General features: G+C 52.2%; 15 protein-coding genes. 5 read left to right on the forward strand and 10 right to left on the reverse strand.

Annotation, left to right across the window (positions count from 1 at the left end; genetic code table 11):
• Positions 1-168: 168 nt before the first annotated feature.
• Genes KU854_RS11270 through bepA form a run of 4 tightly spaced genes read right to left on the reverse strand, consistent with a single transcriptional unit; the run spans position 169 to position 3,037 of the window.
• Entirely contained in the window at positions 169-582 is a 414-nt protein-coding gene (locus KU854_RS11270; RefSeq protein WP_255555532.1) for a DUF2069 domain-containing protein, read from the reverse strand.
• 16 nt (positions 583-598) lie between these two features.
• Positions 599-1,180, reverse strand: a complete 582-nt coding sequence (gene wrbA, locus KU854_RS11275) for an NAD(P)H:quinone oxidoreductase (protein WP_218358660.1) — start codon at positions 1,178-1,180, stop codon at positions 599-601.
• On the reverse strand, positions 1,180-1,524 hold the full coding sequence (gene arsC / locus KU854_RS11280; RefSeq protein WP_218358661.1) for an arsenate reductase (glutaredoxin): 345 nt from the start codon (positions 1,522-1,524) through the stop codon (positions 1,180-1,182). Before arsC ends, wrbA begins: the two co-directional genes overlap by 1 nt.
• A gap of 55 nt (positions 1,525-1,579) precedes the next feature.
• Positions 1,580-3,037, reverse strand: a complete 1,458-nt coding sequence (gene bepA, locus KU854_RS11285; RefSeq protein ID WP_218358662.1) for a beta-barrel assembly-enhancing protease — start codon at positions 3,035-3,037, stop codon at positions 1,580-1,582.
• Positions 3,038-3,171: 134 nt separating this feature from the next.
• On the opposite strand from bepA, the gene KU854_RS11290 reads away from it, so the two are divergent.
• The 3 genes from KU854_RS11290 (at position 3,172) to KU854_RS11300 (ending at position 6,110) form a co-directional block, all read left to right on the forward strand.
• Entirely contained in the window at positions 3,172-3,393 is a 222-nt protein-coding gene (locus KU854_RS11290; protein ID WP_218358663.1) for a sulfurtransferase TusA family protein, read from the forward strand.
• A gap of 13 nt (positions 3,394-3,406) precedes the next feature.
• Complete coding sequence (locus KU854_RS11295) at positions 3,407-4,489, forward strand: AI-2E family transporter (protein WP_218358664.1); 1,083 nt, start codon at positions 3,407-3,409, stop codon at positions 4,487-4,489.
• 133 nt (positions 4,490-4,622) lie between these two features.
• Positions 4,623-6,110: an FAD-dependent oxidoreductase gene (locus tag KU854_RS11300; protein ID WP_218358665.1), complete on the forward strand. Its 1,488-nt coding sequence runs from the start codon at positions 4,623-4,625 to the stop codon at positions 6,108-6,110.
• Positions 6,111-6,176: 66 nt separating this feature from the next.
• Here KU854_RS11300 and bcp read toward each other — a convergent pair whose 3' ends face one another.
• Positions 6,177-6,647: a thioredoxin-dependent thiol peroxidase gene (gene bcp, locus KU854_RS11305; RefSeq protein ID WP_218358666.1), complete on the reverse strand. Its 471-nt coding sequence runs from the start codon at positions 6,645-6,647 to the stop codon at positions 6,177-6,179.
• Positions 6,648-6,883: 236 nt separating this feature from the next.
• On the opposite strand from bcp, the gene dapA reads away from it, so the two are divergent.
• Both dapA and bamC read left to right on the forward strand, forming a co-directional pair.
• Positions 6,884-7,762: a 4-hydroxy-tetrahydrodipicolinate synthase gene (dapA, locus tag KU854_RS11310; RefSeq protein WP_218358667.1), complete on the forward strand. Its 879-nt coding sequence runs from the start codon at positions 6,884-6,886 to the stop codon at positions 7,760-7,762.
• 18 nt (positions 7,763-7,780) lie between these two features.
• On the forward strand, positions 7,781-8,806 hold the full coding sequence (gene bamC, locus KU854_RS11315) for an outer membrane protein assembly factor BamC (RefSeq protein ID WP_218358668.1): 1,026 nt from the start codon (positions 7,781-7,783) through the stop codon (positions 8,804-8,806).
• 75 nt (positions 8,807-8,881) lie between these two features.
• Here the strand turns inward: bamC and KU854_RS11320 are convergent, their stop codons facing one another.
• The 5 genes from KU854_RS11320 to KU854_RS11340 form a co-directional block, all read right to left on the reverse strand.
• Positions 8,882-9,985 (reverse strand): phosphoribosylaminoimidazolesuccinocarboxamide synthase, encoded by a 1,104-nt coding sequence (locus KU854_RS11320; protein WP_218358669.1) that lies wholly within the window; start codon positions 9,983-9,985, stop codon positions 8,882-8,884.
• Positions 9,986-10,206: 221 nt separating this feature from the next.
• Positions 10,207-10,401: a DUF2897 family protein gene (locus tag KU854_RS11325; RefSeq protein WP_054780602.1), complete on the reverse strand. Its 195-nt coding sequence runs from the start codon at positions 10,399-10,401 to the stop codon at positions 10,207-10,209.
• Between the two features lie 2 nt (positions 10,402-10,403).
• Positions 10,404-11,075, reverse strand: a complete 672-nt coding sequence (locus KU854_RS11330) for a M15 family metallopeptidase (RefSeq protein ID WP_218358670.1) — start codon at positions 11,073-11,075, stop codon at positions 10,404-10,406.
• A complete protein-coding gene (gene dapE, locus KU854_RS11335; protein ID WP_218358671.1) occupies positions 11,075-12,208 on the reverse strand; it encodes a succinyl-diaminopimelate desuccinylase in 1,134 nt (377 codons plus the stop codon). Before dapE ends, KU854_RS11330 begins: the two co-directional genes overlap by 1 nt.
• Before the next feature lie 24 nt (positions 12,209-12,232).
• Complete coding sequence (locus tag KU854_RS11340) at positions 12,233-12,583, reverse strand: ArsC family reductase (RefSeq protein WP_054780600.1); 351 nt, start codon at positions 12,581-12,583, stop codon at positions 12,233-12,235.
• Between the last annotated feature and the right edge of the window lie 216 nt (positions 12,584-12,799).

The raw sequence follows: 12,799 nt of genomic DNA on the forward strand, positions 1-12,799 counted from the left end.
AGGAGGCGATACATCATGTGTTGCCCATTAAGCGAGAAGATCGAATATACCCGAGAGCCGTGAAGCCTAAGGCAAAGAAATACCCCAATAAAAAGAAAGCCAGTCAGCTTAACTGACTGGCATTAGGCATCAGGCCTGCTTTTTTCTTTTAGTGCTTCCGTCATAGGACTACTGTCCAAACCGCGCTTTCTCTTCTTTTTCAACCTGTGACAGTTTTTTCAGTCCAAGCCCCAGCTCTTTGCCTTTGCGTTTGGCGTAGTAAATATTGGCGACAAACGAAATGGATGTCAGGAGCAATTCCACCAATGCCAGAAGGCGCTCACCTTCATCAACCCAAAGCAGGGTCAGGGCATGGAGGAAGTAAAACATCAGTACAAAGTTGGCCCAGGCGTGAGTGTAAGGTTTGCCTTGCAAAATACCTTTGAGCGGGAACAGCAGCGGTATAAGCCAGGCGATGGTAACGCCATATGGATTAATGTGCGGATGAGGGGAAATAAAAGCGTGCCACAATGCGACCCAGACAATCAGAGACAGGTACGCGCCCAAAGCAAGCGGACGCAGGGTTGAACTTGAAGAAAACAACGGATAACTCCTTTTATCAATCTTTGAGGCGCGAGGCGATATGTGCCAGTCGGCGACCTGCAGCCAGTGCAAGGCTTTTTTCATCTGCATCGGCAGTGCGGCGATCCTCTGCCGTTACATGGGAAGGGCCATAGGGTGAACCACCACCCTGGGTAGTATGAAGTGCCGGTTCAGAGTGAGGCAGGCCGACTATCACCATGCCATGGTGCAGTAACGGCAGCATCATCGATTGCAGGGTGGTTTCCTGTCCACCGTGCAGCATGGAGCCGGATGTAAACACCATGGCGGGTTTGCCAATCAGCGTTCCTGCCAGCCATGCTTTGGCGCTGCTATCAATGAAATGCTTGAGTGGCGCTGCCATATTGCCAAAACGTACCGGGCTCCCCATGGCTAACCCATCGCACGTGGCAAGATCTTCCAGCGTGACCAGAGGGTCTGACGGCTCACTCGCGGGTAATGGCTCACCGGCAGAAGCGATCTCTGGCACGGTGCGCAGTTTGGCAACTGCACCCTTAGCCTCAATACCCCGGGCGATCAGGCGGGCGATATTCCGCGTCCCGCCATGTCGGCTGTAGTAGAGAACCAGTATCTCTGTCATTACAGGATAGTAAGCACGTTTTCCGGTGGACGGCCCATCGCCGCTTTGCCGTTAGCGACCACAATCGGACGCTCGATCAGTTTTGGATTCTCCACCATGGCCAGGATCAGCTGTTCATCAGAGGCATCGGCCAGTTGAAGTTCCTTATACAGGTCTTCTTTTGTGCGCATCATTTGGCGCGGGGAGTCGAAACCCAGTTGAGCCTGCAGCGTTTTGATAGTTTCCGCTGAAGGTGGGGTGTCCAGATAGGCCACAACGTCAGGGGTAATGCCACGCTCTTCCAGCAGTGCCAGTGTTTGTCGGCTCTTGGAGCAGCGTGAGTTGTGGTAAATGGTGACTGACATGAGAACTCCTTTTTGAACGCAAGGTGCTGCGTTTTCTTGTTTTGGATTATTCGGCTTAACGTTCCAACTGGGCGTAACGTGCTTCCTGCACCCGCAGTTGGTCAATACGTGCATCGTAACGGGCTTGATCAAGGCTGCCAAGATCCACCAGTTGGCTCGCTTGTGTGTAATTGTTAATGGCTTTCGGCCAACGCCCCTGTAAGGCATAAATTTCCGCCTGTGCCGCCAAGGCACCATGGCGGACACCATCGCTGTCGTACGCTTCCTGCAGCAGTGACCAGCCATTGATGTCGGTCGGGAAGCGGTGGGTGTATTTCACTAACCCGCCGATGGCCTGTTTAAATCTCCCGGCTTTCACCAGCACATAGTCGCGGTTTATCAGTAAGACACGGTTTGCCGGCTGGCTTTCGAGAGCCTTGTTCAGACGCTTGAGCGCGCTGTCATACTGTTTTTGAGCCACGTCGAGATCGGTCGCCGCATCGAGGTAAAAAAGGTTGTTAGGCTGCACTTTCAGCAGGGGGTTGATCAGCGCTTCGGCTTTGGCAAATTCGCGACGGTCGATGTTGACCAATGCCTTGCCATAATTCAGTGACTGTGCTTGAGCGGGAGACGCATTTTTTAGTTCGCGGTCAAACCAGTCTTCCGCCGCTGCTGGCTCAATACCTGCGAAACGGGCAATCACCCGCGCCCGTGCCAAATGGTATTCCGGTGAAAGCGGGACAGTGTGTTGCGGATATTGCTGGGCGCGGATTCGAGAATCAGTGATCCGGGAGTCCGGCAATGGGTGCGTCAGCAAAAACTGTGGCGGTTTGGTCGCAAAGCGGTACTGGTCAGCCATACGGGTGAAAAAGCGGGGCATCGCATTCACATCAAAGCCGGAGCGGGACAGGGTATCCAGACCAATGCGGTCAGCTTCTTTTTCGTTGCTGCGGGTGTAGTTGATCTGTCCCTGAATAGACGCTGCCGTGGTTGCCTGTGCCGCGGCAATGCCTGCCTGCGGTGCGGCGATTGCCAGCATCAGCGAGCCGATCAGGGCTGCCATGGTTAGCGGTGTTTGCCGCGCCTGCTCTTCCATGGCGCGTGCAAGGTGGCGCTGGGTTAAGTGGGCTATCTCATGGGCAACCACAGAAGCGAGTTCGCTTTCTGTCTGGGCGTGTAAAAACAGGCCAGTATGCAAGGCGACATGACCACCAAAAAAAGCAAAGGCGTTGATGTCACGATTACGGATCAGAAAAAACTCAAAAGGTGTCTTAACATCGTTGGCATTGGCAACCAGTTTGGCGCCCAGTGCAGAGACATAGTCTGACATCAGCGGATCGTTGACGATGGGCTGACTGCTGCGAAGCATACGCATGTAAGCATCGCCATACTCTATTTCTTTTTCTACGCTCAGAGTGCCAGCCGCGACGGTGCCAATGTCTGGGAGATCGTTATAGGAAGTCGCCATTGCCGGAGAGGAAAGGGCAATCGACGCGATGAGCAGGCTGGTAGTGGCTTTCTTGAAAAGCTGCATGACAGAAATTGGTGCCTCCAGCACGCAAAAATCGGACGGTGGTGTATTGATAGACAACACGGCAGGCAAGAGGTTCTGACTTTGCCAACGATTGAGTATACAATGCCGACGATAATAGCGGTCAGTGAGAAAGAATGGAAATTCAATCCCTTGATTTGCGCGAGCAGCGCTGCCCAATGGCGCTGCTGCTGGCAAAAAGAGCTTGCGCGCTGTTAGGGCAGGGACAGCAGCTAGCGCTCTATGTTACGGACAACGGTGCGTTGAAGGACATCCCCCGTTACCTCGAGAGTAATGGGTTTGTGTTTGAACGTCGGCGTTTACATGATGCGACGGTATTTAACGTCACCAAACTTTAAAACAGGATTTTACATGCTAGAAATGCTCAACCGTTGGTATCAACGACGGTTCTCAGACCCGCACGCCGTCAGCCTGATCGCGTTGCTGGTTGTCGGTTTCATTGTCATTTACTTTTTCGGCAACCTGCTGGCTCCGTTACTGGTCGCTATTGTTCTGGCTTACCTGTTGGAGTGGCCGGTCATGAAACTGGTCAAGGTAGGGCTGAACCGCACCATATCTGTCGTGGTGGTGCTTACCCTGTTTGTCGGTTTTATGCTGCTGGCATCCTTTGGCTTGATGCCAACTATCTGGACGCAGGTGGTGAACCTGACAGCAGATATTCCCACCATGTTCAACGACTTCCAGCGTTATTTGTCCCATCTGCCGCAGGAGTATCCTGACCTTATCCAACCTCAAATGGTGAACACCTTTATTGATACCGTGCAAAGCCGGGTATTGGGGCTGGGTGAAACCGTGGTGAAAGGCTCGCTTTCTTCTTTGGTCAGCCTTGCTGCGCTGGCCATTTATCTGATCCTGGTGCCGCTGCTGGTCTTTTTCCTGCTCAAAGACAAAGAGCAGATGTTATCGTCATTCAAGGCTGTTTTGCCGCGTAACCGTCGCCTGACCAACAAGGTCGCGGTGGAAATGAATGAGCAAATTTCCAACTACATCCGCGGAAAAGTCACCGAGATTATTATTGTCGGTATCGCGAGCTACATTACTTTCGCGGTGCTGGATCTTCGCTATGCAGCACTGCTTAGTGTGGCAACTGGTCTTTCTGTGCTGATCCCATACATCGGTGCTGCAGCAGTGACAGTACCTATTTTTATCGTGGCACTCTTCCAGTGGGGAGTAAGCCCGGATCTTTGGTACCTGATGCTGGCGTACGGCATTATCCAAGCGCTGGATGGCAATGTGCTGGTACCGGTACTGTTTTCAGAAGCGGTTAACCTGCACCCTGTCGCAATCATCGTCGCTGTGTTGGTGTTTGGTGGTTTGTGGGGGTTTTGGGGCGTCTTCTTTGCGATCCCACTTGCAACTCTGGTTAAAGCGGTATGGAACGCCTTGCCGTCGCAAGAGTCTGAAGATGAAGCGATGGCAGAATCAAACCGCTAAAATGATCTGAGAGTTACGATCAGAAGTATTGATTAGAGACCTGAGTGAAGGTCTCTTTATCTTTCTGCTGTAAAAAGTTATTCGCTATCAAGCATGGTGAAATCAGTTAGGCCTAAAAGTTAAATATATAAAAATGACAGATACGATCAGTTTGGGTGGGAAAGAAAACGTGGTGAACGAGAATCGTCCCTTTACCGTCGGCATCGTTGGCGGTGGTGTTGCCGGCTCAACGGCTGCGCTTAAACTTGCCGGTGTTGGCATAAATACAGTGCTGTTTGAAGCTGGTCGAAGCCTGGTCAGCGGCCCGCCTATTTGTCACCTTCATGCCGGTGGCAACCTTTATCGCGAAATCTCTGAGGCGCAGTGTATTGCGCTGCTGGAGCAATCCATTGCGACCGTGCGAGCTTATCCGCATGCCATGAACCGCCGCCCGACCGTGATTGCTGTCCCGGTATCAGACGACGGAGAACCTGCGCACCTGTTGCCACGCCTGGAAGCGTTGACGGCGCACTATCGTAAGCTGATTGAAGACGATGCGGAAAATGCTGTGCTGGGTCACCCGGACCAATACTTCACCCTGTTCTTTAAAGCTGACATGGAGCATCTCGCCACCCAGCCTTTGCCATCGTCACCGACCACGGCGCAGGAGTGGATGATCCCTCTCGCGCATTACATGCCATTGGACAATTTCAAGTATCCGCTGGTGGTTGTGCAGGAATACGGATTGAGTGTGTTCCGCCTTGCAGCAACGGCGTCGCTGGCACTGGATCAGTCTCCACTGTGTGACGTGAAATTTGGCCACCGTGTTGAAGCGCTGACAGAAACGGAAAATGGCTGGCTGGTGGAAAGCCGTGACGAAAACGGTGAGCGATGCATTGAGCAGGTCGACTACCTGGTCAACGCTGCCGGATTCCGTACCGGTCAGTTGGACGACATGGCAAATACTCCGCGCCAGCGTTGGGTCGAATACAAAGCCGCCTATGTGGCGCACTGGCCGTCACAGCCGGGCCTCTGGCCGGAAGTGATTGTGCATGGCGAGCGCGGCACCCCGAATGGTATGGCGCAGTTTACGCCTTACCCCCAAGGATTTGTGCAACTGCATGGAATGACGCAGGACATTACCTTGTTTGATGGTGGTCTGGTGCAAAGCAGCAGTGCATCGGCCCAGCCGCTATTGCCGGTTGATATGGTGCAAAAAGCCGACGGTGACTGGTCATGGGATGAAATCCGTGAACGGACGCAAAGGGCGATCAGCCACTTTACCCGTTGGTTGCCGGATTTCGAGCAGGCAGAAGTCGGGGGGCGGCCATTATGCGGTGCGCAGCAAATTCCGGGCAATGACCCGACACTGCGTGCGGCGGATGCGTCATTTGAAGGTGAACGCTATGCCCGTATTGAGCTGGTGAAAGCCTCATCCGCGTTGCAGGCTGCAGATCGCATCCTTGCCCACATTGAACAGCAAGGTTTGGCGAGCCTGCCTGAAGACTGGCAGGATCCGACCCTACCGCTGACTCTGTCCCAGTCGGCTGAAGAAGTGGTTGAGAAAGGCAAAGCGTTGGCATTTGAACGCGGCTATCCAGAAGCATTGGCAATGCCGTTTCCCGCATCCTTGATGGTCTAGGGCTCTGAGCGTGACAGAATTTAAAAAGCCGTCTTGAAGACGGCTTTTTCACGTAAGGCGGAAAGGTTATTCACCTTTGAGATAATTGATCACCACATCGTGATGGTCTTTGGTTTTGAATTTGTCGAAGACATGCTCAACCACACCATTTTCATCAATCAGGAAGCTGATGCGGTGAATGCCGTCATACTCTTTACCCATGAACTTTTTCGGGCCCCACACGCCAAAGGCATCAGCCACCGCATGGTCTTCATCGCTCAGCAGGGTAAAGTTGAGCTCTTTCTTGTATTCAAAGTTTTTAAGCTTTTTCACCGGATCAGGGCTAAGGCCCAGCACTACGGTATTCAGTGCATCCAGTTCCGCCTTGCTGTCACGCAGTGAGCATGCCTGGGTAGTGCAACCTGGCGTCAGCGCTTTCGGGTAAAAATAAACCAGTACCTTGTTTTTGCCTTTGAACTGGCTGAGCGAGACAGTGTTTCCATTTTGATCTTGCAGTGAGAACTCAGGGGCGGCAACGCCGGCTTTCAACATTTGCATTTTTCTTCCTTTTCTCCGTTTTTATTCTGTGCCCGCACAACTGCCCGCGACCTTCAAAGCGTCGCAATAGAATGCAGATAAGCGGCTGTGGTGACGGGCAATACGTTGGTTAGCACGATATCGTTCATTTTCACGGTGATCAACCGCTCAAACACGGGGAGAAGGCGGGTGTGCGACGCTTGTTTTTGCCTGTCGCCAAAAGTACCATGGGTCAAAACGCGTTTTTGGAGATGGAAATGTTTTCAGGAAGTATCGTGGCTTTGGTCACACCGATGGATAGCTCTGGTGAAGTCGATTACGCCAGTTTGAAAAATCTTGTCGATTTTCACGTTAATGCAGGCACAGACGCGATTGTCTCAGTCGGCACAACCGGTGAATCCGCGACTGTCACCGTCGAAGAGCACATCAAGATTGTTCTGAAAACGTTGGAATTTGCTGATGGGCGTATCCCGGTGATCGCCGGTACTGGCGCTAACGCCACCCACGAAGCCATCACTTTCAGCAAAATGTTTGCTGGCTCCGGCATCGCAGGTTGCCTGAGTGTGGTGCCTTATTACAACAAACCCTCACAGGAAGGTTTGTTCCAGCACTTCAAAGCCATTTCTGAATCTACCGAACTACCGCAGGTCCTTTACAACGTACCGGGTCGCACCGTTGCTGACATGAAACCAGAAACCGTTGCGCGTCTGGCTGAGTTTGAAAACATCGTTGGCATCAAAGATGCGACCGGTGATTTGTCGCGTGTGCGCCTGCACCGTGAACTTTGTGGCGAAGATTTTATCTTACTGAGTGGTGACGACATGACTGGCCTCGATTTTATCGAAGCGGGCGGTCATGGTGTGATTTCTGTTACCAACAACATTGCAGCTGCGCAGATGGCCCGTATGGTGAAACTGGCGCTGGCTGGCGAAATGGACGAAGCCCGTTCCATCAATGAAAAATTGATCCCGCTGCATAAAGATTTATTCGTGGAAGCGAACCCAATCCCAGTGAAATGGGCATTGCATGAAATGGGCCTGATTGCGGACGGTACGTTGCGTCTGCCACTGACCGAACTGGATGCAGCGCTGCGTCCTACGGTTAAGCAGGCTCTGCTGGATGCAGGCGTGCTGTAACGCTGGGTTGGAGTATTAATGAAACCTGTTTTTAAACTGAGCCTGAGTGCATTGATGGTCGCTTCCTTGGCGGCCTGCTCGGGCGGTGATTCGCGCCGTCAGGCGTCAGATGATTTTAAGTACCTTGAAACGCCGCCATTGTCACAATGGCAAAACCTGCCGGATCAACAACCTGAGTTTTCCGGTGCCTACGGTATTCCACAGCGAGAATTCATTGGCCCATTGGGTCAGCAGGTAGACATTCGTCCACCGCAGCAGATTCTGGAGCTGATCCCCGGTGCCCGCTACGAGCGTGATGCAGAAGGCGTAACCATCTGGTTGCCACGTGCCGAGCAAGCACAGCGTCTGTGGCAAACGATTGATTCTATGGTGGCGGATGCACAGATCCCTGTGCGTACCTCATCACCGGACGGCATTGAAACTGACTGGCTGACCTGGACTATCGAAGACGATGATGAAGTGATTGAATCCCGGTATGTGGTGACACCACAGGAAATCCGCGGCCGTCATGGTCTTCGTATGCAGATGGTAGAGTGGAAACGCAATGGTTCTTCCGATGGCCTGACTGCAGCATCCAAAGACCGCTACAACGCGCAGATGGCGAACTTTATTACTGCACGTTACGACTCTGAGCTGCGTGAAGAAGCTCGAATCCGCGCCCAGGAGCTGGTGAAGAATATTCCAGTCAGCCTTGGCAAAGACCGCAGTGGCCTGCCGGTGATCATCGCCCGCGCACCGTATGATGTGTTCTGGGAACGCCTGCCAAACATTCTGGATAAGCTTGGCTTTACCATTGAAGACCGTAACCGTTCACAAGGTACGCTGACGTTGGAATACAAAGCGCCGGATGAAGAGGTTTGGGAAGAACTGGTTGTTGAGCCACTTCAGTTGAGTCGCGGTAAATACAGCATCCTGCTGGGTGACTTGGGTAACCGTACGTCGATTAACGTGACGGACAGTGCTGGAAAACCAGTCAGCGAAGAAGCGCTGGCAAGCCTGGCTCCTGTGTTGGGTGCGGCGATTGAGAAATTGAACCGTAACTGACGGTTGGAACAAACGATGAGAGGACGCCTGGGCGTCCTCTTTTTTTATCTGGGTGCTGGAAAAAGACGTGGGCGCTTAGTCCACCAGCCCGTATTCCTGCTTCAGGATATCGACAATTTCCTGTTTCGGGTTATTGCTAAGATGCAGTGTCTGTCCAGTGATCTTTTCGGCAATGCCCACATAGGTGCGGGAAATATCCATCAAGGACTCCACGGGCAAGGCGTTATCACGTGCCAGCGCTTCGCGCTCAGGCATACGGTCTTTGTTCAACAGGATATCTGGATCCGGGAAGTGATTAAGCAGGAACTGGCGGAAACCCTCCTTAGAGTTTTCGACGATGTTGCCCGTTGCATATTCTTTTGCATCCCAGATACGTGATGAGTCCGGTGTACCCACCTCATCCATGTAGATCAGCTTTTCGTTGCCGTTGGCATCAGTGACATAACCAAATTCAAATTTGGTGTCGACGAAGATTTGTCCCACTTCTTCCAGCGCCTGGCTAATCACGCCAAAGCCCTCTTTCAGCAAGGTTTCATAGCGGGCGATATCATCGGCAGAGGAGAAATTGAATGCGGCGAAGTTATCTTCGATGTTTTTGCGGGTAATGTTTACATCATCCGCTTCTGGCACGCCTGGGATCCCTTTGAGGATGCCTTTGGTGGACGGGGTGATGAGAAGCTCCGGCAATGCTTTGTCTTTTTCGAGTCCATTCGGCAGGTCGATACCGCAAAACTCGCGTTCGCCTTTGGCGTATGCGCGCCACATGGAACCAGTAATGTACTTGCGGCAAATTGCCTCAATTTTTACCGGTTTGGCTTTTTGTACAATCCAGACGAAAGGATGGGGAATATCCAGGATGTGGCTGTCAGCTAACCCGTTTTCTTTGAACAGCTTAAACCAGTGATTGGAGATGGCGTTCAGTGCTGCGCCTTTTCCCGGCACACCCTTCAGGCCGCCTTCTGCATGCCAGATACAATCGAACGCGGATATACGGTCGCTGATCACCATGATCGCAAGAGGCGCATCCGGCGCAACGTTATAGCCTTTTTCTTTGATCAGACGTTGGCTGTCTGCTTCGGTCAGCCAGTAGACAGAACGGACTTTACCGCTGTGAACCGGAAGATGGGTACGAATGGGAAGATCGTCGTTAACGGCAAGAACTTGATCAGCAAGGCTCATTGAGACATTCCTATCTAAAGCTGAGCCGGTCAGAAAGACCAGAAGGTTGACCGGCAAACTGCGTACAATTAGCGATGAGAGGGGGATTCCTTCACTCTCATTCTCCGAACGCGAGCATCATACCAGAACTGAAATACGGCCGTTACTGAAAACGCAAACGTTTGCTTAAAAAATTTGGGCGACAAAAAAGGCAGCCTTCACTGCCTTTGTGATCACCAGGATTATGACTTGTTCTGGTCATCATCGTCGCCGTTTCCTGTCTTGGTATCGGCACTTTTGGACTGCTCGTCTTTCGGTTTGATTTTGTCTTTCATACCGAATTTGGCATTGGCGGTATATTTCAGGGCCATGATGTTGCTGACCACGACGGCAACCACAATAAAGATGATCACGTACGGGTTAGTCAGTATGTCCATTGTCAGGCCTCGCTCACATTGGTGATGTATTGAGAATATATCCAATCCAGTTCGGCAAGGACAGCCTCACGCCCGGCAACAGCTGAAGATGCGATCACAGTCGACAGCAACGCCGGCGTTAATGCCGTCAGGTATTGCTGTGCTGTTTCCCGGTGGCTGATATGCCAGGGTTCAACAGCTACGCCGCCCAAATCTTTTTGGTAGGGACGATAAAACCCGAAAGCGGTGAGGTTGTCGGTCAGCCAGTCGGCAAACGGTGTCTGGTGCCCCTGGGTGTACTCCCAGGGTTCAAGCTGGAGCGATACCCCTTCGGGCAACAGGTTTTTGGCATAGATATCCAAATCGGTTCCCCAGTGGTGGCGGCTACCACCCGGCAAAGCAGACCAACGCAGGATTGCCAGAATCTTTTCTCTGTCCGTAAAGGTAGAGATATCCAGTGCCTGACCGTTGTCATCCAGCACCGCCCTTTGTCCCTCAAATTTGAGGTTCCAGATGAGTTGCTGGCGTTCAAAATCGCGAAAGCTACTCGCCACCGCAAGTTCAAACCCGGCGGATTTGGCGGCGGCTTTCAGGTTCAGAAAATCCCCCATGACATCCCGGTGCATCAGGCAGCCATCGACGTCGGTCAAATGGCTGCGTGTCTGGCCTGTCAGTACCTCAGGAGTCAGCGTCATCAACCCAGCACTTTCTCCAGCACTTTCTGGTACATGTCGGTCAGCTTTTCCAGATCGGCGATTTTCACACACTCGTTCACCTTGTGAATGGTGGCATTAACCGGCCCAAGTTCAATCACCTGACTGCCCATCTGCGCGATAAAGCGGCCATCAGATGTGCCCCCGGTTGTTAGAAGTTGTGGCTTTTCATGGTTCACTTCATCCACAGCTTCGACCACGGCATCCAGCAGAGAACCTGCGTCGGTTAAAAACGGTTTGCCGTTAAAGGTCCACTTAAGATTATAGTCAAGGCCATGAGCATCAAGCACAGAATGGGTGCGTGCCTGAATGGCCTCATCAGTTAATTCTGTGCTGTAGCGCAGGTTGAACTGAACGTGGAAATCCCCCGGGATCACGTTGCTGGCACCAGTACCGGCAGCCACATTCGGGATCTGGAAACTGGTTGGCGGGAAAAAGTCGTTGCCTTCATCCCACTGAATGTTGGCAAGTTCAGCCAGCGCAGGCAGTGCCTGATGCACAGGGTTTCTCGCCAGATGCGGATATGCCACATGCCCTTGCACGCCTTTGACGGTCAGATCACCGGTGATTGAGCCGCGGCGGCCGTTTTTCACCACATCACCCACCGCGTGGGTACTGCTTGGCTCGCCGACAATACACATGTCGATGATTTCACTGCGCGCCATCAGGGTATCCACCACACGGGTTGTGCCGTTGATAAATGGCCCTTCCTCGTCAGAGGTGATCAAAAAGGCCAGAGACCCTTTGTGGTCAGGATGTTCTGCGATAAAGCGTTCAACGGCCACCACCATGGCGGCCAGTGAGCCTTTCATATCAGCAGCGCCGCGGCCATGGAGATAGCCGTCAATCACAGTCGGCTCAAACGGCGGCGTGTGCCATTGTTCGAGCGAGCCTGCCGGTACGACATCGGTATGGCCGGCAAATGCAAACAATGGCGCTTCTGTGCCACGGCGTGCCCAAAGGTTGGTGGTGTCATCAAACACCATACGTTCGATGGTGAAACCCAGCGCCTCCAGGCGCGCGATCATCAATTCCTGGCATCCGGCATCTTCCGGTGTCACAGAGGGGCGGCCGATCAAATCCTTGGCCAGCGACAATACAGCACTGTCTGTCATGTAGTCGGATATCCTTTACTTACTTTATTCGTTGAAAATGGCCTGATATTCGGCCGGTTTAAACCCAAGATGGTAAGTCTCACCACTCACCAGCAACGGGCGCTTGATCATTGCAGGATGCACCAGCATCAATGCTATTGCGTTGTTTTCATCCAGGTTGTTTTTCTGCTCTTCAGACAGCGCGCGGAATGTCGTACCGCGTTTATTCACTAGCGCTTCCCAGCCCAGTTTTTCCACAAACGTTTTCAACATTTCCTGATCGATACCGTCTTTGCGGTAATCGTGGAATGTATACGGTTTGCCCTCTGCATCAAGCCACTTCAGTGCTTTCTTAATGGTGTCGCAGTTTTTGATTCCGTAAACCGTCGTGGTCATTCGCTGTTTCCTCATTGCGTTACAACTAGGCGTAAGAGTGACATTGCCGGCAGGGGAAAGCAAGATGATGAAACGCATGGATTAACCGCTGAAAACAACAGGGCAGGCGTTCTTTTTGCACCGCTCTCAGAGAAACTGCTCAGATATTTCTCTAATTTAGATTTGACTAATATAAATTGATTTAGTTAAATCTAATATAACAAATCCAAATTGGGG

Source organism: Enterovibrio paralichthyis (assembly GCF_019209835.1).
Lineage (GTDB): Bacteria > Pseudomonadota > Gammaproteobacteria > Enterobacterales > Vibrionaceae > Enterovibrio > Enterovibrio paralichthyis.

What these genes read in the sequence shown, in the direction of transcription:
- bepA (WP_218358662.1), bottom strand. Translation starts at nt 3,037, where the DNA reads ATGCAGCTTTTCAAGAAAGCCACTACCAGCCTGCTCATCGCGTCGATT.
- dapA (WP_218358667.1), top strand. Translation starts at nt 6,884, where the DNA reads ATGTTTTCAGGAAGTATCGTGGCTTTGGTCACACCGATGGATAGCTCT.
- KU854_RS11290 (WP_218358663.1), top strand. Translation starts at nt 3,172, where the DNA reads ATGGAAATTCAATCCCTTGATTTGCGCGAGCAGCGCTGCCCAATGGCG.
- KU854_RS11330 (WP_218358670.1), bottom strand. Translation starts at nt 11,075, where the DNA reads ATGACGCTGACTCCTGAGGTACTGACAGGCCAGACACGCAGCCATTTG.
- bamC (WP_218358668.1), top strand. Translation starts at nt 7,781, where the DNA reads ATGAAACCTGTTTTTAAACTGAGCCTGAGTGCATTGATGGTCGCTTCC.
- KU854_RS11295 (WP_218358664.1), top strand. Translation starts at nt 3,407, where the DNA reads ATGCTAGAAATGCTCAACCGTTGGTATCAACGACGGTTCTCAGACCCG.
- KU854_RS11320 (WP_218358669.1), bottom strand. Translation starts at nt 9,985, where the DNA reads ATGAGCCTTGCTGATCAAGTTCTTGCCGTTAACGACGATCTTCCCATT.
- dapE (WP_218358671.1), bottom strand. Translation starts at nt 12,208, where the DNA reads ATGACAGACAGTGCTGTATTGTCGCTGGCCAAGGATTTGATCGGCCGC.
- bcp (WP_218358666.1), bottom strand. Translation starts at nt 6,647, where the DNA reads ATGCAAATGTTGAAAGCCGGCGTTGCCGCCCCTGAGTTCTCACTGCAA.
- arsC (WP_218358661.1), bottom strand. Translation starts at nt 1,524, where the DNA reads ATGTCAGTCACCATTTACCACAACTCACGCTGCTCCAAGAGCCGACAA.
- KU854_RS11300 (WP_218358665.1), top strand. Translation starts at nt 4,623, where the DNA reads ATGACAGATACGATCAGTTTGGGTGGGAAAGAAAACGTGGTGAACGAG.
- KU854_RS11325 (WP_054780602.1), bottom strand. Translation starts at nt 10,401, where the DNA reads ATGGACATACTGACTAACCCGTACGTGATCATCTTTATTGTGGTTGCC.
- wrbA (WP_218358660.1), bottom strand. Translation starts at nt 1,180, where the DNA reads ATGACAGAGATACTGGTTCTCTACTACAGCCGACATGGCGGGACGCGG.
- KU854_RS11340 (WP_054780600.1), bottom strand. Translation starts at nt 12,583, where the DNA reads ATGACCACGACGGTTTACGGAATCAAAAACTGCGACACCATTAAGAAA.